23 protein-coding genes and 3 tRNA genes are annotated in these 25,925 nt (G+C 67.2%); 1 reads left to right on the top strand and 25 read right to left on the bottom strand.

All coding sequences use genetic code 11. The features are described 5' to 3' along the window. The 24 genes from GGQ83_RS16495 to GGQ83_RS16380 all read right to left on the bottom strand — a co-directional run bounded on the left by GGQ83_RS16495 (position 1) and on the right by GGQ83_RS16380 (position 22,886). Positions 1-795 carry a type III pantothenate kinase gene (locus tag GGQ83_RS16495; RefSeq protein ID WP_184385981.1) on the bottom strand — a complete coding sequence of 265 codons (795 nt, stop codon included), beginning with the start codon at positions 793-795 and terminating at the stop codon, positions 1-3. Then, complete coding sequence (locus GGQ83_RS16490) at positions 796-1,506, bottom strand: biotin--[acetyl-CoA-carboxylase] ligase (protein WP_311728476.1); 711 nt, start codon at positions 1,504-1,506, stop codon at positions 796-798. After that, on the bottom strand, positions 1,503-2,924 hold the full coding sequence (gene nuoN / locus GGQ83_RS16485; RefSeq protein ID WP_184385979.1) for an NADH-quinone oxidoreductase subunit NuoN: 1,422 nt from the start codon (positions 2,922-2,924) through the stop codon (positions 1,503-1,505). The genes GGQ83_RS16490 and nuoN overlap by 4 nt, the downstream gene beginning before the upstream one ends. A 3-nt stretch (positions 2,925-2,927) precedes the next feature. Further along, positions 2,928-4,442, bottom strand: a complete 1,515-nt coding sequence (locus GGQ83_RS16480) for an NADH-quinone oxidoreductase subunit M (RefSeq protein WP_184385977.1) — start codon at positions 4,440-4,442, stop codon at positions 2,928-2,930. A 3-nt stretch (positions 4,443-4,445) separates the two neighbouring features. Next, positions 4,446-6,356, bottom strand: a complete 1,911-nt coding sequence (gene nuoL, locus GGQ83_RS16475) for an NADH-quinone oxidoreductase subunit L (RefSeq protein ID WP_184385975.1) — start codon at positions 6,354-6,356, stop codon at positions 4,446-4,448. 4 nt (positions 6,357-6,360) lie between these two features. Beyond that, on the bottom strand, positions 6,361-6,672 hold the full coding sequence (gene nuoK / locus GGQ83_RS16470; protein ID WP_184385973.1) for an NADH-quinone oxidoreductase subunit NuoK: 312 nt from the start codon (positions 6,670-6,672) through the stop codon (positions 6,361-6,363). Continuing rightward, entirely contained in the window at positions 6,672-7,352 is a 681-nt protein-coding gene (locus GGQ83_RS16465; protein WP_184385971.1) for an NADH-quinone oxidoreductase subunit J, read from the bottom strand. The genes nuoK and GGQ83_RS16465 overlap by 1 nt, the downstream gene beginning before the upstream one ends. Positions 7,353-7,425: 73 nt before the next feature. After that, positions 7,426-7,914: an NADH-quinone oxidoreductase subunit NuoI gene (gene nuoI / locus GGQ83_RS16460; protein ID WP_184385969.1), complete on the bottom strand. Its 489-nt coding sequence runs from the start codon at positions 7,912-7,914 to the stop codon at positions 7,426-7,428. Beyond that, positions 7,911-8,921: an NADH-quinone oxidoreductase subunit NuoH gene (gene nuoH, locus GGQ83_RS16455; protein WP_184385967.1), complete on the bottom strand. Its 1,011-nt coding sequence runs from the start codon at positions 8,919-8,921 to the stop codon at positions 7,911-7,913. Before nuoH ends, nuoI begins: the two co-directional genes overlap by 4 nt. Before the next feature lie 4 nt (positions 8,922-8,925). Beyond that, entirely contained in the window at positions 8,926-10,938 is a 2,013-nt protein-coding gene (gene nuoG / locus GGQ83_RS16450; protein WP_184385965.1) for an NADH-quinone oxidoreductase subunit NuoG, read from the bottom strand. 5 nt (positions 10,939-10,943) lie between these two features. Continuing rightward, on the bottom strand, positions 10,944-12,239 hold the full coding sequence (nuoF, locus tag GGQ83_RS16445; protein WP_184385956.1) for an NADH-quinone oxidoreductase subunit NuoF: 1,296 nt from the start codon (positions 12,237-12,239) through the stop codon (positions 10,944-10,946). A 3-nt stretch (positions 12,240-12,242) separates the two neighbouring features. After that, positions 12,243-12,905 carry a complex I 24 kDa subunit family protein gene (locus GGQ83_RS16440; protein ID WP_184385954.1) on the bottom strand — a complete coding sequence of 221 codons (663 nt, stop codon included), beginning with the start codon at positions 12,903-12,905 and terminating at the stop codon, positions 12,243-12,245. Further along, on the bottom strand, positions 12,902-14,113 hold the full coding sequence (locus tag GGQ83_RS16435) for an NADH-quinone oxidoreductase subunit D (RefSeq protein ID WP_184385952.1): 1,212 nt from the start codon (positions 14,111-14,113) through the stop codon (positions 12,902-12,904). The genes GGQ83_RS16440 and GGQ83_RS16435 overlap by 4 nt, the downstream gene beginning before the upstream one ends. Beyond that, positions 14,110-14,757 carry an NADH-quinone oxidoreductase subunit C gene (locus GGQ83_RS16430; protein WP_184385951.1) on the bottom strand — a complete coding sequence of 216 codons (648 nt, stop codon included), beginning with the start codon at positions 14,755-14,757 and terminating at the stop codon, positions 14,110-14,112. Before GGQ83_RS16430 ends, GGQ83_RS16435 begins: the two co-directional genes overlap by 4 nt. Then, positions 14,750-15,295: a NuoB/complex I 20 kDa subunit family protein gene (locus tag GGQ83_RS16425; protein ID WP_184385949.1), complete on the bottom strand. Its 546-nt coding sequence runs from the start codon at positions 15,293-15,295 to the stop codon at positions 14,750-14,752. The genes GGQ83_RS16430 and GGQ83_RS16425 overlap by 8 nt, the downstream gene beginning before the upstream one ends. Before the next feature lie 5 nt (positions 15,296-15,300). Next, positions 15,301-15,669, bottom strand: a complete 369-nt coding sequence (locus GGQ83_RS16420; protein WP_184385947.1) for an NADH-quinone oxidoreductase subunit A — start codon at positions 15,667-15,669, stop codon at positions 15,301-15,303. A gap of 249 nt (positions 15,670-15,918) precedes the next feature. Continuing rightward, positions 15,919-15,995 (bottom strand) — tRNA-Asp (locus tag GGQ83_RS16415). 71 nt (positions 15,996-16,066) lie between these two features. Continuing rightward, a tRNA-Val gene (locus GGQ83_RS16410) sits at positions 16,067-16,141 on the bottom strand. Between the two features lie 41 nt (positions 16,142-16,182). Further along, complete coding sequence (locus GGQ83_RS16405; RefSeq protein ID WP_184385946.1) at positions 16,183-16,455, bottom strand: HU family DNA-binding protein; 273 nt, start codon at positions 16,453-16,455, stop codon at positions 16,183-16,185. A gap of 219 nt (positions 16,456-16,674) precedes the next feature. Then, positions 16,675-19,071: an endopeptidase La gene (lon, locus tag GGQ83_RS16400; protein WP_184385944.1), complete on the bottom strand. Its 2,397-nt coding sequence runs from the start codon at positions 19,069-19,071 to the stop codon at positions 16,675-16,677. A 160-nt stretch (positions 19,072-19,231) separates the two neighbouring features. Then, complete coding sequence (gene clpX / locus GGQ83_RS16395; RefSeq protein WP_184385942.1) at positions 19,232-20,488, bottom strand: ATP-dependent Clp protease ATP-binding subunit ClpX; 1,257 nt, start codon at positions 20,486-20,488, stop codon at positions 19,232-19,234. A 169-nt stretch (positions 20,489-20,657) separates the two neighbouring features. After that, positions 20,658-21,314: an ATP-dependent Clp endopeptidase proteolytic subunit ClpP gene (gene clpP, locus GGQ83_RS16390; protein WP_456315758.1), complete on the bottom strand. Its 657-nt coding sequence runs from the start codon at positions 21,312-21,314 to the stop codon at positions 20,658-20,660. Between the two features lie 128 nt (positions 21,315-21,442). Beyond that, positions 21,443-22,765, bottom strand: coding sequence for a trigger factor (gene tig, locus GGQ83_RS16385; RefSeq protein ID WP_184385938.1), 1,323 nt, complete (start codon positions 22,763-22,765; stop codon positions 21,443-21,445). Positions 22,766-22,801: 36 nt separating this feature from the next. Continuing rightward, a tRNA-Leu gene (locus GGQ83_RS16380) sits at positions 22,802-22,886 on the bottom strand. Positions 22,887-22,953: 67 nt separating this feature from the next. On the opposite strand from GGQ83_RS16380, the gene GGQ83_RS16375 reads away from it, so the two are divergent. Continuing rightward, entirely contained in the window at positions 22,954-23,496 is a 543-nt protein-coding gene (locus tag GGQ83_RS16375; RefSeq protein ID WP_184385936.1) for a DUF1643 domain-containing protein, read from the top strand. Here the strand turns inward: GGQ83_RS16375 and GGQ83_RS16370 are convergent. Next, positions 23,490-25,880 carry a 1-deoxy-D-xylulose-5-phosphate synthase N-terminal domain-containing protein gene (locus GGQ83_RS16370; protein ID WP_375781535.1) on the bottom strand — a complete coding sequence of 797 codons (2,391 nt, stop codon included), beginning with the start codon at positions 25,878-25,880 and terminating at the stop codon, positions 23,490-23,492. The genes GGQ83_RS16375 and GGQ83_RS16370 overlap by 7 nt on opposite strands. Between the last annotated feature and the right edge of the window lie 45 nt (positions 25,881-25,925).

Here is a 25,925-nt window from a genome sequence, read left to right as displayed (position 1 = left end):
TCACATCATGTCTTTTTGTGAGATGGGGGCGGGATTACGGCCTGCCAACAGGCGAAGCCCCTCAAGGGTGATGTCCTGGTCCACGCGGGAGATCATGGTGGTGCCCTCGGCCAGCAGAGGCGCGAGGCCGCCGGTGGCGATCACCTTCATGCCTGGGAGCTCGGCCTCGCCGCGGATGCGGGACACGATGCCCTCGATCAGTCCCACATAGCCCCAGAAGATGCCGGATTGCATGGCGGCCACCGTGTCGCGCCCGATGGCCGATTGCGGGCGGCCGATGCCGATGCGCGGCAGCCGGGCGGCCGCGCGGTGCAGCGCCTCGATGGAAAGGTTGATGCCCGGCGCGATGACGCCGCCCAGATAGGCGCCGTCGGCCGCGACCACGTCGAAGGTGGTGGCCGTGCCGAAATCGATGACGATGAGCGGGCCCGAGTAATGGTGATGCGCCGCCAGCGCGTTCAGCAGACGGTCCGCCCCCACCTCCTGCGGCCGTTCCACGTCGATGTGGAAGCCCCAGTCGAGGGTGGAACGCGCCACCAGCGGCTCCGCCCCGAACCAGTCACGGCTGAGGCGGCGGAGGTTGTAGAGCGCGGCCGGCACCACCGTGCCGATGACGCAGCGCGTGATGTCCGCGGGGCGCAACCCCGCATGCTGCATCAGGGTCAGCAGCCACACGGCGTATTCGTCGCTGGTGCGCTGCGGATCGGTGGCGATGCGCCAGCGGCCGCGCCATTCCGCCCCGTCATGCACGGCGAAGACCACGTTGGTGTTGCCGGCATCCACGGCCAGAAGCATTCAGACCTCTCCCAACTCGCCCGCATGGAAGCTGCGCGGGCCTTCTTCCGTGAGCAGGCGCAGCGCGCCCGCCTCGGTGAGACCTTCGTAGCGCCCCCGGATGAAACTGTCGCCCTGCCGCACCGAAAGGGGCGTGCCCGGCGGGGGGCCAGCTGCCATCCAGGCAGCGCGGATGGGCGCGAAGCCCTCCCGCGCCTGGCGGTCCAGCCACTGGCCCAGCGCCTCCAGCAGCGCCCAGGCGAAGCGCTCGGGCGGGATGGGGCCGAGGCAGGCGGTGGCGCGGCCCTCGACCGGGGGCGCGTGGGCCAGATTCACGCCAATGCCGAAGATGACATGCGCGATCGCCCCGCCGGGCCGGAGCGAGGCCTCGGTGAGGATGCCGGCCACCTTCGCCTCGCCCAGCATGAGGTCATTGGGCCAGCGCAGCCGCACGGCGGCATGGGACACGGCCACCTGGTGCAGCGCGACGGCGGCAAGCAGGGCGAACTGCCCGGCTGCGCGCGCCTCGGCCTCGGGCCGCACCAGGATGGAGATGGCGAGGTTGCCGGGGCGGTTGCTCCAGCCACGGCTGGCGCGGCCGCGCCCAGCCGTCTGAAGGCGGGCCATGATGGCAAGGCCCGCGGGTTCCCCCGCCTCGGCGCGTTCGGCCACCAGGGTCTGGGTGCTGGGCAGGCTCTCCTCGATGGAGAGCCGCCAGGCCAGCCCGCTCACCCGATCAGCGCCGCCACCGCCTGGCGCGCGGCCGCGAGCAGCGGCGCGGGCATCAGGAAGAAGAACATGGTGAAGAGGCCCGTGCCGGCCAGCACGAAGGAGACGCCGGCGGTGCGCGCATCGAGAGCGCCCGCGGGGTGATCGAAATACATCACCTTCACCACGCGGAGGTAGTAGTAGGCCGAGACCACGGACGACAGCACGGCCACCACCGCCATCAGCCAGAAGCCCGCCTCCACCGCCGGCAGCAGCACATAGAGCTTGGCGAAGAAGCCCGAGAGCGGCGGAATGCCCGCCATGGCGAACATGAAGATGGCCATGCCGAGCGCCATCGCGGGGTCGGTGCGGCCGAGGCCCGCCAAGTCCTGGATGTTCTCGACCGCGCGGCCATTGCGCCGCATGGCCACCAGCACGCTGAAGGCGCCCAGGCTCATCATCAGGTAGATGGGCGTGTAGATCAGCACGCCGCGCAGGCCGGCCTCGGTGCCGACGGCAAGGCCCATCAGCACGAAGCCCGTGTGGCTGATCCAGGAATAGGCCATCAGCCGCTTGATGTTGGTCTGGCCGATGGCCGCGAAGGCACCCAGGATCATGGAGGCGATGGAGGCCAGCACGATCACCTGCTGCCACTGGTCCACCGCGCCGCCGAAGGGACCGGACAGCACCCGCACGATGGCCGCGATGGCGCCGACCTTGGTGGCCGTCGCGAAATAGGCGACGACGCTGGTGGGCGCGCCTTCGTAGACGTCGGGCGTCCACATATGGAAAGGCACGGCCGCGACCTTGAAGCAGAGGCCAGTGATGATGAAAACGATGCCCACCACCACGCCCGCCGAGATCGGCGCGCCGCCGCCCAACGTCTGGCCCAGCTGCGCGAAATTGGTGGTGCCCGCGAAGCCATAGACCAGCGACATGCCGTAGAGCATGAGGCCCGAGGACAGCGCGCCCAGGACGAAATACTTGAGGCCGGCCTCGGAGCTGCGGGCGTTGTCGCGGTGGAAGGCGGCCATGACGTAGAGCGGCAGCGACAGCAGTTCGAGCCCCAGATAGAGACTCATCAGGTCATTGGCCGAGATCATGACCATCATGCCCAGCGTCGCGAACAGCACGAGCACGGGGTATTCGAAGCGCGACAGGCCTTCGGCACGATTCCAGTCCAGCGCCAGCAGCAGCGCCAAGGCGGCGCCCGCCAGCACCAACACCTTCATGAAGCGGGCGAAGGCGTCGGCAATATATTGCCCAGCGAAGGCCATGCCATCGGGCTGCGCCAGCACGAAGGCGCCGGCGAGCAGGAAGGCGCCCAGCACCATCATGGTGCAGGGGAAGGTCATGTCGCGCCGGGGCAGCACGCCGGCCACCAGGATGGCGAGGCCGGAGAGCGCCAGCACGATCTCCGGCAGGGCGAGGGTCCAGTTCATGGCTTACAGCCCCGCGAAGCGCGACGCGGCGGAAATGGCGGCCTGATGCTGGGCCACCATCTGCGCCACCGTGGCGGAGAAGAAGGAGAGGAAGGATTGCGGATAGACGCCCATCCACAGCGTCAGCACGATCAGCGGCGCGAAGGTCGTGTATTCGCGCGGGCTGAGGTCGAGCAGGCGCTTGAGGTCCTCGCGCGTGATCCGCCCGAAAGCCACGCCGCGGTAGAGGCGCAGCATATAGCAGGCCCCCAGCACCATGCCCGTGGCGGCGCCGAGTGCCACCCAGGGGTTCACCGCCCAGGCGCCCACGATGACCAGGAACTCGCCCGGGAAGCCGGCCGTGCCCGGCAGCGCCACCGAGGCCATGGTGAAGAGCATGAACACCAGCGCATAGGCGGGCATGATCTTGGCGACCCCGCCATAGCGCGCGATCTCGCGCGTGTGCTCGCGGTCATAGAGCACGCCCACGCAGAGGAAGAGCGCGCCCGAGACCACGCCATGCGCCAGCATGGTGAAGAGCGCGCCCTCGATGCCCTGCTGGTTGAAGGTGAAGATGCCCAGCGTGACGATGCCCATATGCGCCACGGAGGAATAGGCGATGAGCTTCTTCATATCCTGCTGCGCGAGCGCGACCAGGCTGGTGTAGACCACCGCCACCACGCTCAGCACATAGATCATCGGCGCGAAATACTGCGACGCGTCGGGCAGCATGGGCAGGCTGAAGCGAAGGAAGCCATAGGCGCCCATCTTCAGCAGCACGCCGGCCAGGATGACGGAGCCCGCCGTCGGCGCCTCCACGTGCGCGTCCGGCAGCCAGGTGTGGACGGGCCACATCGGCACCTTCACCGCGAAGGAGGCGAAGAAGGCCAGGAAGATCCAGACCTGCATCGCGAAGGGAATGTCGAACTCGTAGATCTCGGGGATGCTGGTCGTGCCCGACTGGTACCAGATGGCGATGATCGCCAGCAGCATCAGCACCGAGCCGAGGAAGGTGTAGAGGAAGAACTTGTAGGCCGCGTACACCCGCCGCGCCCCGCCCCACACGCCGATGATGAGGAACATCGGGATCAGCACGGCTTCGAAGAAGATGTAGAACAGCATGAAGTCCAGCGCGCAGAACATGCCGACCATCATGGTCTCGAGGACCAGGAAGGCGATCATGTATTCGCGCACGCGGTTCTGCACCGACTCCCACGAAGCCAGGATGCACAGCGGCGTCAGCGCGGTGGAGAGCAGCACGAACAGCACCGACACGCCGTCCACGCCCATCATGTAGGAGACGCCGTAATCGGGCAGCCACTCCAGCCGCTCGACGAACTGGAAGTCCGGGCTGTTGCGGTCGAACTGGAACCACAGCACCAGCGACAACGCGAAGGTGACGAGGCTGGTCCAAAGCGCGGTCCAGCGCGCGTTGGAGGCGACCACCGCCTCCTCGCCCCGCACGGTGAGGATGACCAGCACCCCCAGCAGCGGCAGGAAGGTGACCAGGGAGAGAATGGGGAAACCCGCGGCGTTCATGGCTCAGCGCCCCGTCAGGAAGAGGGTCACGAAGACCACAAGGCCGATGATCATGGCAAAGGCATAACTGGCGACCTTGCCCGTCTGCAGCCGCACCGTGCCGCGCGAGGCCCCGGCGGCGAGTGCCGCCGCGCCATTGGGCATGCCGTCGATGATGCGCGCATCGCCCACCTGCCAGAGCTGCACCGCGAGGCGCCGCGCCGGCTGGACGAAGATGCGGTCATACAGCTCGTCGAAATACCACTTGTTCAGCAGGAAGCGGTACGGCCCGGGGGCCGCCGCCGCCACCCGGCCGGGGATGTGCGGCAGGAAGCCATAGATCAGGATGGCGAGCAGGATGCCGCTGATGGCCACCGTCTTGGCCAGCGTCGGCACCCAATGCGGCGCATGGTGCAGCGCCTCCATCATGTCCTTGGCCGGCAGGTTGTAGATGGCGCCGTTCCAGAAGGCGGTCGCCGCATCACCGATGAAATAGGGCGCAAAGACGAAGCCCGTGGTGATGGCACCGACGGCCAGCAGCAGCAGCGGCACCAGCATCACCAGCGGGCTTTCGTGGACGTGCTCCATGGTGTGGTGGTCGGCGCGGGGCTTGCCGTGGAAGGTCAGGATCAGCAGGCGCCAGGAATAGAAGGCGGTCAGGAAGGCTGCCACCGCGCCGCAGACGAAGGCATACATGCCCACACCCGTACCGGCCGCGACCGCGCCCTCCAGAATGGCGTCCTTGGAGTAGTAGCCCGCGAAGAAGGGAATGCCCGCCAGGGCCAGCGAGCCGATCCACATCACCGCATAGGTGACGGGGATCTTCTTCCAGATGCCGCCCATCTTGCGAATGTCCTGCTCATCGGACATCGCGTGGATCACGCTGCCGGCGCCCAGGAAGAGCAGCGCCTTGAAGAAGGCGTGGGTGAAGAGGTGGAACATGGCCGCCTGATAGAGCCCCACACCCGCCGCGAAGAACATGTAGCCGAGCTGCGAGCAGGTGGAGTAGGCGATGATGCGCTTGATGTCGTTCTGCACGCACCCGATGGTGGCCGCGAACAGCGCGGTCGAGGCGCCCACCACCGTCACGATGGCCAGCGCCACCGGCGCGAATTCCATCACCGGCGACATGCGGCAGATCAGGAAGACGCCCGCCGTCACCATCGTCGCCGCATGGATCAGCGCGGAGACGGGCGTCGGCCCCTCCATCGCGTCCGGCAGCCAGGTGTGCAGGCCAAGCTGCGCCGACTTGCCGCAGGCGCCCAGGAAGAGCAGCACGCCGATCAGTTCGAGCGAGGGGATGCCCAGGAACACGTCGTTCACATGGTTCTGAACGGCGCCGAAGATGGCGTCGAATTCCAGGCTGCCGAAGGTGAAGAAGGTCAGCGCCATGCCCAGCATGAAGAAGACGTCGCCCACCCGGTTCACGATGAAGGCCTTCATCGCGGCGGCGTTCGCGCTGTCCTTCTCATACCAGTAGCCGATGAGCAGATAACTCGCGAGGCCGACACCCTCCCAGCCGAAGAAGAGCTGCACCAGGTTGTCCGCCGTCACCAGCATCAACATCATGAAGGTGAAGAGCGACAGGTAGGCGAAGAAGCGCGAGGGCGTCGCGTCATGCGACATGTAGCCGATCGAGTAGAGGTGGATCAGCGTCGAGATCAACGTGACCATGCCGACCATGATCGCGGCCAGCGTGTCGTAGCGCAGCGACCAGGAGAACGAGAGCTCTCCCACCTGCATCCAGGTGAAGAGCACCACCGTCTGCGGCTGGCCGCCGAGCGCCACCTGCCAGAAGGCCAGCAGGCCGCAGATGGCCGCCAGCGCCATGAAGAAGACCGTGGACCACATGGCCACCCGGTCGCCGAGCCAGCGCCCCAGGAAGCCGCTGACACAGGCGCCCAGCAGCGGGAAGAAGACCGCCCCAACGAACATCGTTCTAGCCCTTCAGGGTCGAGATGTCCTCGACCTCGATGCTGCCGCGGTTGCGGAAGTAGATGACGACGATGGCGAGCCCGATGGCCGCCTCGGCCGCTGCCACGGTCAGGATGAACATGGCGAAGACCTGGCCCGTGAGGTCGCCGAGCTGCGCCGAGAAGGCCACCAGGTTCAGGTTCACCGAGAGCAGGATCAGCTCCACGCTCATCAGGATCACGATGACGTTCTTGCGGTTCATGAAGATGCCGAAGACGCCCAGCACGAAGAGGATCGCGCTAACCACCAGGTAGTGGGTGAGGCCGATGTCGAGCATCAGTGGTGCCCCCCCTCATGCGTGACGGGCTTGGGTGCTTCCTTCGCCGGCGGCGGCAGGGGCCGCAGGATGTCCTCGCGCCGGATGCCCTCGCCGAGTTCAGGCCGCGCCATGGCGACCGTGCTGGTCCGCGCGATCTGCGTGGCCACGTCCTGGCGCTTGGTGCCCGGACGTTCGCGCAGGGTGAGCACGATGGCGCCGATCATCGCCACCAGCAGGATCAGCCCCGAGATCTGGAAGAGGTAGATGTGGTCCGTGTAGAGGATGCGCCCGATGGCCTCGGTGTTCGTGATGCCTTCCGGCATCGGCGCCATGCGCAGCGCCGCCGCATCGGGCGCGAAGCGCCACACCGACAGCACCAGCAGCAGCTCCAGGAAGAGGATGCCGCCCACGACCGCGCCAATCGGCGCGTAGCGCTGCACGCCCTCGCGGAGCTGGGCGAAGTCCACGTCCAGCATCATCACCACGAAGAGGAACAGCACCGCGACCGCGCCCACATAGACGATGACCAGGATCATCGCGAGGAACTCGGCGCCCGCGATCAGGAACAGCGCGGCCGCGTTGAAGAAGGCCGCGATCAGCCAGATCACCGAATGGACCGGGTTGCGCGCGGTGACGACCGTCACCGCCGACGCGATCAGGATGAAGGCGAAGAAATAGAAGGCGAGCCCTGCGATCATCGCACCCGTCCTTCCGTGAAGCTGGCCATCTCAACAAACCTTCCCAGGGCCGCTTCGGCGCGGCCGTCTTGCATCACCTGTAGGGGGCATCCAGTTCCAGCCGCTTGGCGAGTTCGCTTTCCCAGCGGTCGCCATTGGCCAGCAGGCGCTCCTTGTCGTACATCAGCTCTTCGCGCGTCTCGGTCGCGAACTCCATGTTCGGCCCCTCAACGATGGCATCCACCGGGCAGGCCTCTTCGCACATGCCGCAGTAGATGCACTTGGTCATGTCGATGTCGTAGCGCGTGGTGCGGCGGCTGCCATCCTCGCGCGGCTCGGCCTCGATGGTGATGGCGAGCGCGGGGCACACCGCCTCGCACAGCTTGCAGGCGATGCAGCGTTCCTCGCCATTGGGATAGCGGCGCAGCGCGTGCTCGCCCTTGAAGCGCGGCGAGAGCGGCGTCTTCTCATAGGGGTAGTTCAGCGTCGCCTTGCGGCTGAAGAAATAGCGCAGCGTCAACGCCATGCCGCCCACGATCTCGGTGAGCAGGAAGGAGCGCGCGAAACGGTCCAATGTGGTCATGCCGGCAGCCACCCCGTCAGCTTGAGAACCGCGGCCGTCAGCACCAGCCAGAGCAGGCTGAACGGCAGGAAGACCTTCCAGCCCAGCCGCATCAGCTGGTCATAGCGGTAGCGCGGGAAGGTGGCGCGCGCCCAGATGAAGACAAAGAGGCAGGCGGCCACCTTCAGCGCGAACCAGATGGGCGAAGGCACCCAGTTGAAAGGCGCGATGTCCAGCGGCGGCAGCCAGCCCCCCAGGAAGAGGATGGTGGCCAGCGCGCTCATCAGGATCATGTTCGCGTATTCGCCGAGGAAGAACAGCGCGAAGGACATGCTGCTGTATTCGACGAAGAAGCCCGCCACCAGCTCGCTCTCGCCCTCCGGAAGGTCGAAGGGCGCCCGGTTGGTCTCGGCCAGCGCGCTGATGAAGAAGATCACGAACATGGGGAAGAGCGGGATGACGAACCACACCGTCGTCTGCGCGCGGACGATCTCGGTCAGGTTCAGCGACCCCACGCAGAGCAGCACGGTCACGATCACGAAGCCGATCGAGACCTCGTAGCTCACCATCTGCGCGGCGGAGCGCAGCGCGCCCAGGAAGGCGTATTTCGAATTGGACGCCCAGCCCGCGATGATCACGCCATAGACGCCGAGCGAGCTGATGGCGAAGAGGTACAGGATACCCACATTGATGTCGGCGATGGCCCAGCCATCCGCCACCGGGATCACCGCCCAGGCGATCATGGCCAGCACGAAGGTCAGGATCGGCGCCGCCAGGAAGAGCACCCGCGAGGCGCCCGACGGGATGATCGTCTCCTTCATCAGCATCTTGATGGCGTCGGCGAAGGGCTGGAGCAGCCCGAAGGGCCCCACCACATTCGGCCCGCGGCGCATCTGCATCGCGGCCAGCACCTTGCGCTCGGCCCAGGTCAGGTAGGCCACGCCGATCAGCACCGGCACCAGCAGGGCCAGCGCCTGCGCCACCGTCAGCGCGAGCACGCCCAGCGGCGTGTTGAGGAACTCCGTCATCGCCTCACTCCGCCGCCAGCAGCGGCTTGGGCTGCAGGTAGGTCGCCGCGCACTCGGCCATGGTCGGGCTCGCGCGCGTGATGGGGTCCACCTGCCAGTAGTTCTGGATGGGAAGCTGGAAGGGCGCCATGCCCAGCGCGCCCGTCGCCACCGGCCCCGCATCATCGGTGCAGCCGGGCAGCGGGCCCTGGTCCAGCCGCGCGAAGACGGGGTGCGCCGCGGCCATCTCGGCCCGCAGCGCCTCCAGCGAATCATAGGGCAGCGTCACACCCAGCATCTGGGAGGCGGCGCGGATGATCTTCCAATCCTCGCGCGCCTCGCCGGGCGGCGTCACGGCCATGCGGCCGCGCTGCACGCGCCCCTCGGTGTTGACGTAGGTGCCATCCTTCTCGGTGTAGGCGGCACCCGGCAGGATCACGTCGGCGCGCGCGGCCACGGCCTCGCCGTGATGGCCCTGGTAGATCACGAAGGTGCCGGGCGCGATGCGTGACGCATCGAAACCATCGGCGCCCAGCAGCCACAGCGCGTCCACGCCGCCGCTCAGCATGCCCGCGAGGTCCTGCCCGCCCTCACCCGGCAGGAAGCCGAGGTCGAGCGCCGCCACCTGGCCACCGAACTGGTGCAGGACATTGAACCCGTGCCAGTCCTCGCGCAGACCGCCCGCCTGCTTCGCCAGATCCCAGGCGGCGGCCAGCACCGCCGCGCCATCCTCGCCCGCCAGCGCGCCACGGCCCAGGATGACCATGGGGTTCTTGGCGCCCTCGAGGAAGGCGCCCGCCTCGCGCAACGCCAGCGCCTGGGTGGGATAGGTCAGGTCCGCCATGGGACCGACCACGCCCACGCGCAGGGCACCCGTCATCCAGCGCTTGCGGATACGCGCATTCAGCACCGGCGCCTCGACGCGCGGATTGCTGCCGATGATGACGATGGCATCCGCCTGCTCGATGCCGGCGATACCCGTGTTGAACAGGTAGTAGTCCGGCCGCGACGCATTGAGCTTCGCGCCATCCTGGCGGCAATCCAGGTTCGTGCTGCCCAGCGCGGCCATCAGGCCCTTCAGGGCGAACATGGCTTCGGCGTCCATGGTGTCGCCCGCGATGGCGCCGACGCGCTTGCCCGGCAGGGCGCGCGCGATGGCGCCCAGCGCCTCGGCCCAGCTGGCTGGCTGCAGCTTGCCGTCGCGCCGCACCCAGGGGCGGTCGAGGCGGTTGCGCTTCAGCCCGTCGAAGGAGAAGCGGCCGCGATCACCCAGCCATTCCTCGTTCACGTCGTCATGCACGCGCGGCATGATCCGCAGCACCTCGCCGCCCCGCACATCCACGCGGATGGCGGCGCCCACGGCGTCGAGCACGTCCACGCTGTCGGTCTTCCGCAGCTCCCAGGGGCGGGAGACGAAGGCGTAGGGCCGGCTGGTCAGCGCGCCCACCGGGCAGATGTCGATCAGGTTGCCGGAGAGTTCGCTGCTCAGCGCCTTCTCGACGTAGGTGCCGATCTCCATGCCCTCGCCGCGGCCCGTGGCGCCCATCTCGGGCACGCCCGCCACCTCGGCCGCGAAGCGGACGCAACGCGTGCAATGGATGCAGCGGTTCATCACGGTCTTGATGAGCGGCCCGACATACTTGTCCTTCACCGCCCGCTTGCCCTCGTCATAGCGCGAGAGGTCGCGGCCATAGGCCATCGCCTGGTCCTGCAGGTCGCATTCGCCACCCTGGTCGCAGATGGGGCAGTCCAGCGGGTGGTTGATCAGCAGGAATTCCATCACGCCGCGCCGCGCGTTGCGCACCACGGGCGTGTCGGTGAAGACCTTCATCCCATCCATGACCGGATAGGCGCAGGAGGCGACGGGCTTGGGCGCCTTCTCGACTTCCACCAGGCACATGCGGCAATTGCCGGCGACCGACAGCCGCTCATGATAGCAGAAGCGCGGCACTTCCTTGCCCGCGGCCTCGCAGGCCTGGAGCACGGAGGCGCCGTTCGGGACCTCGACCTCGATGCCGTCCACGGTGACCTTGGCCATCGTGCTTACTCCGCCGCCAGAGGGGTTGTCGTGGCATGACGCTCGCGGATGCGCCGCTCCATCTCGGGCCGGAAGTGCCGGATCAGCCCCTGGATGGGCCAGGCCGCCGCATCGCCCAGCGCGCAGATGGTGTGGCCTTCGACCTGCCGCGTGACCTGTTCGAGAATGTCAATTTCCTCGATCTCGGCGTCGCCGCGCACCATCCGGTCCATCACGCGCTTCATCCAGCCCGTGCCTTCGCGGCAGGGCGTGCACTGGCCGCAGCTTTCATGCTTGTAGAAATGCGCCAGGCGGGCGATGGCGCGCACCACATCGGTGGACTTGTCCATCACGATGACGCCCGCCGTGCCGAGGCCCGACTTGTGCTCACGCAACGCGTCGAAATCCATCAGCACGTCGTCGCAGATGTGCTTGGGCAGCAGCGGCACGGACGAACCGCCCGGGATCACCGCGAGCAGATTATCCCAGCCGCCGCGCACGCCGCCGGCATAGCGGTCAATGAGTTCCCGCAGAGGGATGCTCATCTCGGCTTCGACATTGCAGGGCTTGTTCACATGGCCCGAGATGCAGAACACCTTGGTGCCCGCATTGCGCTCCCGCCCGAAGGAGGAGAACCAGCCGGGGCCACGCCGCAGGATGGTCGGCACCACCGCGATGGTCTCGACATTGTTCACCGTGGTCGGGCAGCCATAGAGGCCCACCGCCGCCGGGAAGGGCGGCTTCAGGCGCGGCATGCCCTTCTTGCCTTCGAGACTCTCGATCAGCGCCGTCTCTTCGCCGCAGATATAGGCGCCGGCGCCGCGATGGACGTAGAGCTCGAAATCATAGCCCGAGCCGCACGCGTTCTTGCCCAGCAGCCCGGCCTCATAGGCCTCGGCGATGGCGGCTTCGAGCACCACGCTCTCGTTGTAGTATTCGCCGCGGATGTAGATGTAGCCGGCGCTGGCCCCCATGGCGAAGCCCGCGATCAGGCAGCCCTCGATCAGCTTGTGCGGATCGTGGCGGATGATGTCGCGGTCCTTGCATGTGCCAGGCTCGGATTCATCGGCATTGACCACCAGGTAGCAAGGGCGGCCATCGGTCTGCTTGGGCATGAAGGACCACTTCATGCCGGTGGGGAAGCCCGCGCCGCCGCGGCCGCGCAGGCCCGAATTCTTGACCTCGTCGATCAGCCAGTCGCGGCCCTTCGCGATGTACTCGCGTGTGCCGTCCCAGTCGCCGCGCATGCGCGCGGCCGAGAGGTTCCAGGGCTGCGTGCCATAGAGGTTGGTGAAGATGCGGTCCTTGTCCGAGAGCGCCATGGCTCAATCCTCCGAACCGGTGAGAACCATGGGCCCGCCCACGGGGGCCGCCGCCTGACGGCCGATGGCGCTGCCATGCGGCGGACGTTCGCCGCGCTTCAGCGCCTCGATCAGCCGCACGGTGCTGTCGTGGTCCATGTCCTCGTAATAGTCGTCATCCACCTGCAGGATGGGCGCATTCACGCAGGCACCGAGGCATTCCACCTCGGTCAACGTGAACAGCCCGTCCGCGCTGGTGTCGCCATAGCCCTTGAGGCCGCCCGCGCTCTTGCAGGCCGCCAGCACGTCGTCGCTGCCACGCAGCATGCAGGGTGTGGTGCCGCAGACCTGCAGGTGATAGCGGCCGATCGGCTTGGTGTTGAACATCAGGTAGAAGGTCGCGACCTCATAGACGCGCATGGGCGGCATGGAGAGGCGCTGCGCGATCACGTCCATGGCCACCCGCGGCACCCAGGCGCTGCCGGTCACGCGCCCCATCTGCCGCTGCACAATGTAGAGCAGCGGGATGACGGCGCTGGCCTGCTTGCCGGCCGGATAGCGCGCGATGATCTTCTCGATCTCGGCCTCGCTGGCCGCGTCGAAGGCGAATTCCGTGGGTTGCGCCGCCTCGGCCTTGCCCACCGCGTGCGTGGCGCGGAAACCGCCACCGGGACCATGCCCGCTCATCGGTCGATCTCCCCGAAGACGATGTCGAGACTGCCGATGATGGCCACCGCATCCGCCAGCATGTGGCCCTTGCTCAGCGCCTCGATGGCCTGGAGATGCGCATAGCCCGGCGCGCGGATCTTGCAGCGGTAGGGCTTGTTGGTGCCATCGGCCACGAGATAGACGCCGAACTCGCCCTTCGGCGCCTCGATCACGGAATAGGTCGAACCCTGCGGCACGTGATAGCCTTCGGTGTAGAGCTTGAAGTGGTGGATGAGCGCCTCCATCGAGCGCTTCATCTCGCCGCGCGTGGGCGGCACGATCTTGTTGTCCGCGATCTTGATCGGGCCTGGCTTCATCTGCGCCAGGCACTGGTCGATGATGCGCATGGACTGCCGCATCTCCTGCATCCGCACCAGATACCGGTCATAGCAATCGCCATGGCGGCCCACGGGGATGTCGAACTCCATGCGGTCATAGACCTCATAGGGCTGCGACTTGCGCAGATCCCAGGCCACGCCGCTGGCGCGCAGGCAGGGGCCGGAGAAGCCCCAGGCCATGGCGTCCTCGGCCGACATCACGCCGATATCCACGGTGCGCTGCTTGAAGATGCGGTTCTCGGTCAGCAGGCCTTCCAGGTCGTCGAGGAAGGCCGGGAAGGCGCGCGCCCAGTTGTGGATCTTCTCGGGCAGGGCGGCCGGGATGTCCTTCGCCACGCCGCCGGGGCGGAAGTAGTTCGCGTGGTAATGGCTGCCGGACGTCATCTCGTACATTTCGAGCAGGTGTTCGCGCTGCTCGAAGCCCCAGAGCGAGGGCGTGATGGCGCCGCAATCCAGCGCATAGGTCGTCACGTTCAGCAGGTGGTTCAGGATGCGCGTGATCTCGCTGAACAGCACGCGGATGTAGCGCGCGCGCTCCGGCACGTCCGCGTCAATGCCCAGCAGGCGTTCCGTGGCGAGCGCGAAGCCATGCTCCATCGCCATGGGGCTGACGTAGTCCAGCCGGTCGAAATAGGGCAGCGCCTGCAGGTAGGTCTTGTGCTCGATCAGCTTCTCGGTGCCGCGGTGCAGCAGGCCGATATGCGGGTCGGCGCGCTCCACCACCTCGCCCTTCATCTCCAGGATGAGGCGCAGCACGCCATGCGCGGCCGGGTGCTGCGGCCCGAAATTGATGGTGTGGCTGTCCACCTCGACGGTGGTGGTCGCCGCGTTGTTCGTGGTGACGCTCACTTCTGGTCGCCCTTCGTCCCGTCCACGGCCAGGCCGGGGATGCGGTTCAGATGCACCTTCTCGTCGCCCGGCAGGGTGGTCATTGCCTCCCACGGGCTCAGGAAGTCGAAGCTTCGGAAATCCTGCGTCAGCTTCACGGGTTCCTGCACGACGCGCCCAGCCTCGGCGTCGTAGCGGACCTCCACATGGCCGGTCAGCGGGAAGTCCTTGCGGAGCGGGTGGCCCTCGAAGCCGTAATCGGTCAGCAGGCGCCGCAGGTCATCGAGGCCCGCGAAGACCACGCCATACATGTCCCAGCACTCGCGCTCGAACCAGGTGGCGCTCGGCCAGAGCAGGGACACGCTCGGCACGGGCAGCGTCTCGTCCGTCGTGGTGATGACGGTGACGCGCGCATTCCGCGTGAGGCTGAGCAGGTTGTAGACCACGTCGAAGCGCTCGGGCCGCTCCGGCCAGTCCACGCCGCAGATGTCCATGCATTGCGCGAAGTCGAGCTCGGGCGCGTCGCGCAGCACGATGAGCAGCGGCAGCAGCGCCTCGCGGTGCACATGCAGCACAAGCTCATGCCCAAACCGGGCACGGCCATAGGTGACGGGCACCCGGTCGGCGAGGGCGGCGCGGATGGCCTCTTCGAGCGCGTCAACCACGGAGGATGGTCCCCGTCCTGCGGATCTTCTTCTGGAGCTGGAGGATGCCGTAGACCAGCGCCTCCGAGGTCGGCGGGCAGCCGGGCACGTAGATGTCCACCGGCACGATGCGGTCGCAGCCGCGCACCACGCTGTAGGAATAATGGTAATAGCCGCCGCCATTGGCGCAGCTGCCCATGGAGATGACCCAGCGCGGCTCGCTCATCTGGTCGTAGACCTTGCGCAGCGCGGGGGCCATCTTGTTGGTCAGCGTGCCGGCGACGATCATCACGTCCGACTGCCGCGGCGACCCGCGGGGGATGATGCCGAAGCGGTCCAGGTCGTAGCGCGCCATGTAGGCGTGGATCATCGGCACGGCACAGCAGGCCAGGCCGAAGGTCATCGGCCAGAGGCTGCCGGTGCGGGCCCAGTTCACCACCTTGTCCAGGTTGGCGACGACGAAGCCCTTTTCCTCGATCTCGCCGGTGACGGCGCGGATCACGGCGTCCTGCTCGGCCCCCGGGGGGGTCGCGGCCTTGTTCCAGCTGATCTCGTTCATGGCGCTCACTCCCAGTCCAGCGCGCCTTTGCGCCACTCGTAGATGAAGCCAACCGTCAGCACGAAGAGGAAACTCATCATGGAGAAGAACCCCAGCCAGCCGATCTGCCCCAGCGTCACCGCCCAGGGGAAAAGAAAGGCCACCTCCAGGTCGAAGATGATGAAGAGGATGGCGACCAGGTAGAATCGCACGTCGAAGCGCCGGCGCGTGTCGTCGAAGGGGGCGAAGCCGCACTCATAGGCCGACAGCTTCTCGGCATCGGGCTTCTGCCGGGCCAGCAGCATGCTGCCGCCCACCATGGCGAGCGCGATGCCACCCGCGATTCCCAGGAAGACCAGGATCGGGAAATACTGCGCGAGCAGGGGCTGGGTCATTGTCCGGCCTTGCCTTTGTAAACTTTGCCTCAAGAGACGCGTGAGCCGCGCTTGGTCCCACCCCTGTTCCCGGGGGCGTGACGCGGCGCACCATACAGAGGCGCGCCCATTTCCGCCATAGGCCCGCATACGGATGACCGGGATGCAAGGACCAGTTCACGGAGCCGCCTGGGCGTGCCTCAGCGGTCGAAATGATCAAGCTTTGAAAGGAAAGGAAGCCCTAATGGGCGGTCCGCTTGTGCGGTGTACTGGCGCGAGTGACGGGGCTCGAACCCGCGACCTCCGGCGTGACAGGCCGGCGCTCTAACCGACTGAGCTACACCCGCGCAGTGCTGGGGCGTTTAGGCCCCGAACCGGCACCTGTCAACCAAGGGGCCGGCATTTTCAGATGGTTTCGTGGTGGGCGCTGACGGGGTCGAACCGCCGACATCCTGCGTGTAAAGCAGGCGCTCTACCTCTGAGCTAAGCGCCCGCCCGCGAAGTGGCGCCCCGGGCAAGCCCAGGGCGCGCAACTCAGTTGACCGCGTCCTTGAGGCCCTTGCCGGCCTTGAAGCGGACGGTGGTGGAGGCGGGGATCTTGATCTCCTCGCCGGTGCGCGGGTTGCGGCCCTTGCCGGCCTTGCGCTTGCTGGTGCTGAAGGTGCCGAAGCCCACCAGACGGACCTCCTGCTTCTTCTTCAGCGCCTTCGTGATGGCCTCGAACACCGCGTCCAGCACGTCGCCGGCCTTGGCCTTGGAGAGTTCACCCGAGTCCGCGACAACGGCCACCAGGTCCTGCTTGTTCATGGGATGATCCCCTTTCCGTGAAACTGTCGGCGACGGGACCGATTCCCCGTCCGCGAACCGAAGCGGACAGTAGGGGGCGGTTTTCCGCCACGTCAATCACGGCGTGACCGGATTCCTGGCGGATTGCCGCGGTTTTCTGGGGGAAACCCCGCTGCGCCGCGGCATCGCGGCCGGCCGTGACCCGGATCGGGAGGGGGTGCGCCCCTCCCTGTCCTGGCGTTAATGCGGGCGGACGCCGCTCTCGGCCGCGGGCGGCGTCACAGGCGCCTCCTCCGGCTCCACCCAGGTGATGGCCTCGGGCGCCCGGACGAGCGCCTTGCCAATGACCTGGTCGGCATGGCTGACCGGAATGATGGTCAGCGCCTTCCGGACGGATTCCGGAATGTCCACCAGGTCCTTCTCATTGTCCTTCGGGATGAAGACCGTGGTGATGCCCGAACGCAGGGCCGCCAGCAGCTTCTCCTTCAGGCCGCCAATGGGCAGCACCCGACCGCGCAGCGTGATCTCGCCCGTCATGGCCACGTCGCGCCGCACCGGGATGCCCGTCAGCACCGAGATGATGGAAGTGGCCATGGCCACACCCGCACTCGGCCCGTCCTTGGGCGTCGCGCCCTCGGGAACGTGGACATGGATGTCGCGCTTCTCGAACAGCGTGGGCTTCAGGCCAAACTGCGCCGAACGCGAGCGAACATAGGAGAGTGCCGCACTCACGCTTTCCTTCATCACGTCGCCGAGCTGGCCCGTGGGCTTGATGTTGCCCTTGCCGGGCACCACCACGCTCTCGATGGAGAGGATGTCGCCCCCCACCTCGGTCCAGGCGAGGCCGGTGACGACGCCCACCATGTCCTCGCTCTCGGTCTCGCCATAGCGGAACTTCTTCACGCCAGCGTATTTCTCGAGGTTCTTGCGGGTGATGGCGACCTTCTTGGCCTTGCCGCTCACGATCTCCTTCACGCATTTGCGGGCCAGCCCGCCCACCTCGCGCTCCAGGCTGCGCACGCCGGCCTCACGCGTGTAGTAGCGGATGAGGTCGCGCAGCGCATCGTCCGTCACCGACCATTCGCCCGGCTTCAGCCCATTCGCGTCGGTCACCTTCTTCATCAGGTGCCGCTTGCAGATCTCGAGCTTCTCCTCCTCGGTGTAGCCGGGGATGCGGATGATCTCCATGCGGTCCAGCAGCGGCTGGGGCATGCGGAGCGAGTTGGCGGTGGTGACGAACATCACGTCCGAAAGGTCGTAGTCCACCTCCAGGTAGTGGTCCGCGAAGGTCGAGTTCTGCTCGGGGTCCAGCACCTCCAGCAGCGCGCTCGACGGGTCGCCGCGCCAATCGGCACCGAGCTTGTCGATCTCGTCCAGCAAGAAGAGCGGGTTGGAGGTCTTGGCCTTCTTCATGCCCTGGATCACCTTGCCGGGCATGGAGCCGATATAGGTGCGCCGGTGGCCGCGCACCTCGGCCTCGTCCCGCACGCCGCCCAAAGACATCCGCACGAAGGCGCGTCCCGTCGCCTTGGCGATGGACTTGCCCAGCGAGGTCTTGCCGACGCCCGGCGGCCCCACCAGGCACAGAATGGGCCCGCGGATCTTCTTCGAGCGCGATTGGACCGCCAGGTACTCGATGATCCGCTCCTTCACCTTCTCAAGCCCATAATGGTCGGCATTGAGAACGGCCTCGGCCGCGGTGATGTCGTTGCGGACCTTGCTGCGCTTCTTCCAGGGGATGGACAGGATCCAATCCAGGTAGTTCCGCACCACGGTCGCCTCGGCCGACATGGGCGACATGGAGCGCAGCTTCTTCAGCTCCGCCAGCGCCTTGTCGGAGGCCTCCTTGCTGAGCTTGGTGGCCTTGATCTTGGCCTCAAGCTCCGCGACCTCGTCGCGCCCTTCCTCTCCCTCGCCCAGCTCCTTCTGGATCGCCTTGAGCTGCTCGTTCAAGTAGTATTCGCGCTGCGTCTTCTCCATCTGCCGCTTCACGCGGTTGCGGATGCGCTTCTCCACCTGCAGCACGCTCATCTCGCCCTCCATATGGGCGAAGACGCGTTCCAGCCGCTGGGCCACGGAGGCGATCTCCAGCAGCTCCTGCTTCTCGGCGATCTTGATGGAGAGGTGGCTCGCCACCGTGTCCGCGAGCTTGCCAGGGTCGTCGATCTGGTTGACCGAGACCAGCACCTCGGGCGCGATCTTCTTGTTGAGCTTGATGTAGCCCTCGAACTGCGAGATGACCGAGCGCATCAGCGCCTCGACCTCGCGCTTCTCCGAGGCCGGCTCCTCCACGGCCTGGACATAGGCCTCGAAGTGGCTCTCATTCTCCTTGAAGCTGTGGATGCGGGCGCGCTTCAGCCCCTCCACCAGCACCTTCACCGTGCCGTCGGGCAGCTTGAGCAGCTGCAGCACCGTGGAAACGGTACCGAGCTGGAACAGGTCTTCCGCACCCGGATCATCCTGCTGCGCGTTCTTCTGCGCGACGAGGAGGATCTGCTTGTCCTCCCGCATCACCGCTTCCAGTGCGCGGACGGATTTCTCGCGGCCCACGAAGAGCGGCACGATCATGTGGGGGAAGACGACGATGTCGCGCAGCGGCAGGACCGGGTGCAGCTCGCCTGGGGGAACTTCCGTCATTTGGACCTCACGAGGGACAGTCGGTGGGTCAGGCGCCCTGGACAGGCACGCCCGCCGGCACCACGGGAAAACATTGGATGTGGGTTGGAACCCCGGGCAAACAAGTCGCCGGGATGACAGGCGGCCCCGCCCGGGGGGCAGGGGGGCCGCCGCACAGCCATCAGGCGGAACTCTGTTCCGCGGCCTTCTCGCCGTAGATGAAGAGGGGCTGGGCGCGGCTCTCGGCCACCTCCCGGTTCACCACCACCTCCTCGACGTCGGTCAGGCCCGGCAGTTCGAACATGGTGGACAGCAGGATGCTCTCCATGATCGAACGCAGGCCGCGCGCGCCGGTCTTGCGCTGGATGGCCCGCTGCGCAACCGACTTCAGCGCGTCCTCGGTGAAGGTGAGCTTGGCGCCCTCCATCTCGAACAAGCGCTGGTACTGCTTCAGCAGGGCGTTCTTCGGGCGCGTCAGGATTTCGATCAGCGCGCGCTCATCGAGGTCTTCCAGCGTGGCGACCACGGGCAGGCGTCCGATGAACTCCGGGATCAGGCCGAACTTCAGCAGGTCCTCGGGCTCCACCTCTTTCAAGACGGCGCCGGTGCGACGATCCTCCGGTGAGCGGACCTCGGCGCCGAAGCCGATGCCCGAGCCCTTGCCGCGCGCGCCGATGATGCGCTCGATGCCGGCGAAGGCGCCACCGCAGATGAAGAGGATGTTGGTCGTGTCCACCTGCAGGAATTCCTGCTGGGGGTGCTTCCGGCCGCCCTGGGGCGGCACGGAGGCGACCGTGCCCTCCATGATCTTGAGCAGCGCCTGCTGGACGCCCTCCCCGCTCACGTCGCGGGTGATGGAGGGGTTGTCCGACTTGCGACTGATCTTGTCCACTTCGTCGATGTAGACGATGCCGCGCTGGGCGCGCTCCACATTGTAGTCCGCGGCCTGGAGCAGCTTGAGGATGATGTTTTCCACATCCTCGCCCACATAGCCGGCCTCGGTCAGCGTGGTCGCGTCCGCCATGGTGAAAGGCACGTCGAGAATACGCGCCAGGGTCTGCGCCAGCAGCGTCTTGCCCGAGCCCGTCGGGCCCAGCAGCATGATGTTGCTCTTGGCGATCTCGACGTCGTTGTTCTTGGCGCCCGCGGCCAGCCGCTTGTAATGATTGTGGACCGCGACCGAGAGGACCTTCTTCGCATGGTCCTGCCCGATGACGTAGTCATCGAGGACCTTGCAGATCTCCTTCGGCGTGGGCACCCCATCCCGCGTCTTGACGAGATGCGTCTTGTGCTCCTCACGGATGATGTCCATGCAGAGTTCGACGCATTCATCGCAGATGAACACCGTCGGTCCCGCAATCAGCTTGCGGACCTCATGCTGCGACTTCCCGCAGAAGGAGCAGTAAAGGGTGTTCTTGCTGTCGCCCGATTTGCTCATGCCCACTCCTCGCTCCCTGTCCGGCCCCGGCGGGCTGGATGGCGCGTCGGCAAAGAATAGACCCCCGGTCCTCCCGGGGGAAGCGCTACCCTGGCGCTGCCGCCAGGGCACCACATAAACACCTAATGCCCGGTCAATGCAGCCAATTCGTTACGGCTGCGGCAGGGCATCAGGCCTTGGGGGCTTCGACCGGGGTGGGACGCTCGGTCACCACCTGGTCGATCAGGCCCCAGTTCATCGCCTCCTCGGCCGACATGTAGCTGTCGCGCTCGAGCTTGGCCTCGATGGCTTCCACCGGCTGGCCGGTGTGGCGGACATAGATCTGGTTCAACCGCTTGCGCAGTTCCAGGATCTCGCGCGCCTGAATTTCGATGTCCGTCGCCTGGCCCTGCGCGCCGCCGGAGGGCTGGTGCACCATGACCCGCGCATTCGGCAGGGCGAAGCGCTTGCCCTTGGCGCCGGCCGTCAGCAGCAGCGAGCCCATGGAGGCCGCCATGCCGATGCACACGGTGCTGACCGGGCTGCGGATATACTGCATGGTGTCATAGATCGCGAGGCCGGCGCTCACCACGCCACCGGGGCTGTTGATGTAGAACGAGATGTCCTTGTTCGGGTTCTCGCTCTCCAGGAACAGCAGCTGCGCGCAGATCAGGCTGGAAACCTGATCGTAGACGGCGCCGGTCAGGAAGATGATCCGCTCCTTCAACAGGCGCGAATAGATGTCGTAGGCCCGCTCGCCCCGGGAGGACTGCTCCACCACCATGGGCACGAGGGAATTGTTGTAGATCTCGACCGGATCGCGGTCCATGGCTCGGCTTCCCATCATGACGCCCCGCCCCGGAATGGGCGCGGGGGTCCGGGGCGGGGGCGAATCCGCCCCTCACCCCAAGTTCGTGACAGCATGTGGGCATCCTGCCCGGCGGGGGAAGCCCCCGCCACGCCCGCGCCTGCGGGTCAGGCCTTCTGCGACGCCTCGGCCAGGGCCTCGGGCGTCACCGTCTCATCGGTCACCTGGGCGAGCTCCAGCATGAAGTCCACCACCTTCTCCTCGAAGAGCGGGCTGCGAAGCTGCTCCATCGCCTGGGGATTCTTCTGGAAATACTCGATGACCTGCTTTTCCTGGCCGGGATAGCGCTGCACCTCGGTCATCATCGCCTTGGACAGCTCGTCGCGGCCCACCTGGATGTTGTTGGTGCGGCCGATCTCGGACAGCAGTAGGCCCAGGCGGATGCGGCGCTCGGCGATGGTGCGGTACTCGCCCTTCAGCGTGTCCTCGTCCTTGCCGGCGTCCTCGCCGTCCAGGCGGCCGGCCTTCATGTCGGCCTCCACGCGCTGCCAGATCTCGGCGAACTCGCCCTCGACCATGGCTTCGGGCACGGTGAAGCTGGCGCGCTCGGCCAGCGCGTCCAGCAGGCGGCGCTTGATGGCGAGCCGGCTCAGACCGTCATATTCGCGCTGCAGGCTCTCGGTGATGGCCTCGCGCAGCTTGGCCAGGTCGTCGAGGCCCAGCTTCTTCGCGAACTCATCGTCCAGCGCGGGCTTCACGCTGGTCTTGAGCGCCTTGGCCGTGATGGTGAACTCGGCATCCTTGCCGGCCAGGTTGGCGGCGCCATAGGTGGCGGGGAAGCTCACCTTGATGACGCGCTCCTCGCCCGGGGCCATGCCTTCCAGCTGCTCGGTGAAGCCGGGGATGAAGCCCTGGCCCGCCACCTCGATCGGCATGTCCTGGGCGGCGCCGCCCTCGAATTCGGTGCCGTCCATGCGGCCCACGAAGTCGCAGACCAGCACGTCGCCTTTGGCGGCCGCGCGGGGCTCGGCGTCCTCCAGGGTCGCGTTGCGGGACTGGATGGTCTCCAGCGTCTTGGAGATCTGCTCCTCGCCCACCTCGGCCTTGAGGCGCGTGAGCGTGATGGAGGCGAAGTCCGGCATGGGTATCTCGGGCATCACCTCGACATCGAGGCGGAACTCCAGGTCCGCGCCGTCATCGAACTTCACCAGCTCGATCTTGGGCTGGACGGCGGGGCGCAGGCCGCGCTCCTCCACCACCTTGCCCGTGGCGTCCTGCACGGAGGCTTCCAGCACCTCGCCCATCACGGCCTGGCCGTAGCGGGCCTGGACGATCTTCTGGGGCACCTTGCCGGGACGGAACCCGGGGATCTTCATGTCCTTGGCGAGTTCCGCGAGGCGCTTGTCCTTCTCCGCGGCGATGGCGGCGGCGGGCACCACCACGGTATAGGCCCGCTTGAGCCCTTCGTTCGCGACCTCGGTCACCTGCATCAGCGCAATCCGTTCCAGTGATTGCCGGTGGCTCAGTGGTGCGGGCGGAGGGACTTGAACCCCCACGGCTTGCGCCACTGGAACCTAAATCCAGCGTGTCTGCCAATTCCACCACGCCCGCGGAGCCGCGCTGCCGGTAGGAAGGGGCGCGTGTAGCCGAAAGGCCGCATCCCGCCAATACTGGGGGGATGGATTTGCACGACCCGGGTGGGAAGGTGCGCCGCCGGCTGGCGGCGGATGTGGTCTCGGCGGCCGGATTCTCCGCCTGCCGGCGCTGGCGCTGGTGGCTGGAACGCCGCTGGGACGGGGCGCCTTTGGGCAGCCCGGGGCCGGGGGTGGTGATCGGGATGAACCCCTCGGTGGCCGATGAGACGGCCGATGACCCGACGGTGGCGGGCGTGATGTGGCGGGCGCGGCACCTCTGGGGGCTGCCGGGGCTGATCATGCTGAACGCCTTCGCCTATCGGGCGACCGACAAGCTGCGGCTGCTGGAGGTGGATGACCCGGTGGGGGTGGAGAATGACGCGACCATTGTCAGGCTATGCCAGGGCGCGCCGCTTGTGGTGGCGGCCTGGGGGCAGCCGCCGAAGTCACTCGCGGCACGGGGGCCGGCGGTGGCGGCGATGCTGGCGGGCGCCGGGGTGCACCTCATGTGCTTCGGGCGGAATGCCGATGGCAGCCCGAAGCACCCGCTCTACCAACGCAAGGATGCGGCGCTGGTCCCCTACTGACCGACCAGCACCTCCGCACAGGCATCCAGGATGGCCGCCTCGTCCAGACCATATTCCGCATAAAGCGCCGGGATGTCCCCCGCCTGCCCGAAGCGGTCCACACCCAGGGCCGCCACCCGCTGCCCGCGCACGGCCCCCATCCAGTCCAGCGCGGCCGGGTGCCCGTCCAACAAGGTGACAATCCCCCCATCCCGCGCCAGCGGCGCCAGCAGAGTCTCGATGTGCGATGGCGCACCCCCAGGCCCCTGCCGCGCCCGCTTCCGCGCCTCGATCCAGCCCTGGTGCAGCCGGTCCGGGCTGGTCACGGCCAGCAGGCCGGCGCCGGGCTCCTCCTCGCGCAGGGTGGCGAAGGCCGCCATGGCTTCGGGCGCCAGCGGACCCTGGTAGGCGATGGCGATGCGCGCGCCCGGCGCGGGCGGCGTCACCCAATAACCGCCGGCGATGACGGCCGCCGGGTCGAGCGTGCGCTCCGGCTGCTCCAGCCCGCGGGTGGAGAGGCGCAGCCAGACGCTGGACCCGTTTTCCGCCTGCATATGCGCGAAGGCGTGGCGCATCAGGATGGCGAGTTCATCGGCGAAGGCGGGCTCATAGGCCGCCAGCCTGTCCTGCGCCATGCCGATGAGGGGGGTGTTCACGCTCTGGTGCTGGCCGCCTTCGGGCGCCAGGGTCAGGCCTGAAGGCGTGGAGACCAGCAGGAAGCGCGCATCCATGTAGCAACCATAGATCAGCGCATCGAGGCCGCGATTCACGAAGGGATCATAGACGGTCCCGATGGGCAGCAGCCGCGCGCCATAGAGCTTGTCGGCCAATCCCAGCGCCGCCAGGACAAGAAAAAGATTCTGCTCGGCGATGCCCAGTTCCACGTGCTGCCCCTCGGGCGACATGCCCCAGCGCTGCGCGGAAGCCAGCTTCGCGTCCCGGAACACGTCATTCTTGAGGTGCCGGTCGAAGATGCCGCGCCGGTTCACCCAGGGGCCGAGATTGGTGCTGACCGTCACGTCCGGGCTGGTGGTGACGATGCGGGAGGCAAGGTCCTTGAACTCTCCCTCCCCGCGCCCGATGCCCGCCAGGATCTCCCCGAACGCCGCCTGGGTGGAGAGTTTCCGCCCCGCCGGCACCCGTGGCACCGGCAGCCGTGCCGGCACATGGATGGTGGGGGAGGCGAGGCGCCGCCCCTCGGGCGTCAGCTTCTGCGCGAAGGGCACGCTGTTCACGAAGGCGCGCATGTCGGCCGAGGAGAATTCCAGCCCCTCGAACTCGTCCCATTCATGACCGGGGCGGATGCCCATCTCGGCCCGGAAGCCCTCCATCTGCTCCTTGGTCATCAGCCCGGCATGGTTGTCCTTGTGCCCGGCGAAGGGCAGGCCCATGCCCTTGATGGTGTAGGCGATGAAGCAGGTGGGCTGGTCGCCGGCCGCGTCCTGGGCGCGGAAGGCCTCCATCAGCGTCTCGATGTCATGGCCGCCGAGATTGGTCATCAGCGCCGCCAACTCGTCGTCGGAGAGAGGGTCGATGATGGCGCGCACCCCGTCCTCGCGCCCCAGCTCCGCCATCAGGGCCGCGCGCCAGGCCGCCCCCCCCTGGAAGGTCAGCGCGGCGTAGAGGCTGTTGGGACAGTCATCGATCCAGCGGCGCAGCGCCTCGCCGCCCGGCCTGGCGAAGGCGGCCGAGAGGCGCCGGCCATACTTCAGGGTGACGACATTCCAGCCCATGTCGCGGAACAGCCCCTCGATGCGACCGAAGAGGCGGTCCTGCACCACGCTGTCCAGGCTCTGGCGGTTGTAGTCGATCACCCACCAGACATTGCGGATGTCGTGCTTCCAGCCCTCCAGCAGGGCCTCGTAGATGTTGCCCTCGTCCAGTTCCGCATCGCCCACGATGGCGACGTGGCGGCCGGCGGGCAGGCCCTCGGGCGCCAGCTTCTTCAGCCGCACATAATCCTGCACCAGCGACCCGAAGCTGGTCAGTGCCACCCCCAGCCCCACGCTGCCGGTGGAGAAATCCACCTCGCCCCCATCCTTCATGCGCGAGGGGTAGGGCTGGATCCCGCCGAATTGCCGCAGGGTGGACAGGCGCTCGGCGCTCTGCCGCCCCAGCAGCAGGTTCATCGAGTGGAAGACCGGCCCCGCATGCGGTTTCACCGCCACCCGGTCGGCGGGCTTCAGGATGTCGAAATAGAGGGCGGTCATGATGGAGATGACCGAGGCGCAGGAGGCCTGGTGCCCCCCCACCTTCAGCCCGTCGCGGTTGGGGCGGATATGGTTGGCGTGATGGATCATCCAGGCCGAAAGCCAGAGCAGCTTGCGCTCCACCGCATGGAGCATGGCGAGGCGCCGCGCCTCGTCCGGCGTCTCCGACCTTGTGCTGATGCCCTGGACCGTCATGGAAAACCCTCCGCTTCAGGGCAGGCTAAGGCCGTGGCCGCCCAT

This window comes from Roseococcus suduntuyensis (assembly GCF_014196305.1).
Classification (GTDB): domain Bacteria; phylum Pseudomonadota; class Alphaproteobacteria; order Acetobacterales; family Acetobacteraceae; genus Roseococcus; species Roseococcus suduntuyensis.
This window is presented reverse-complemented; position numbering and strand designations above follow the sequence as displayed.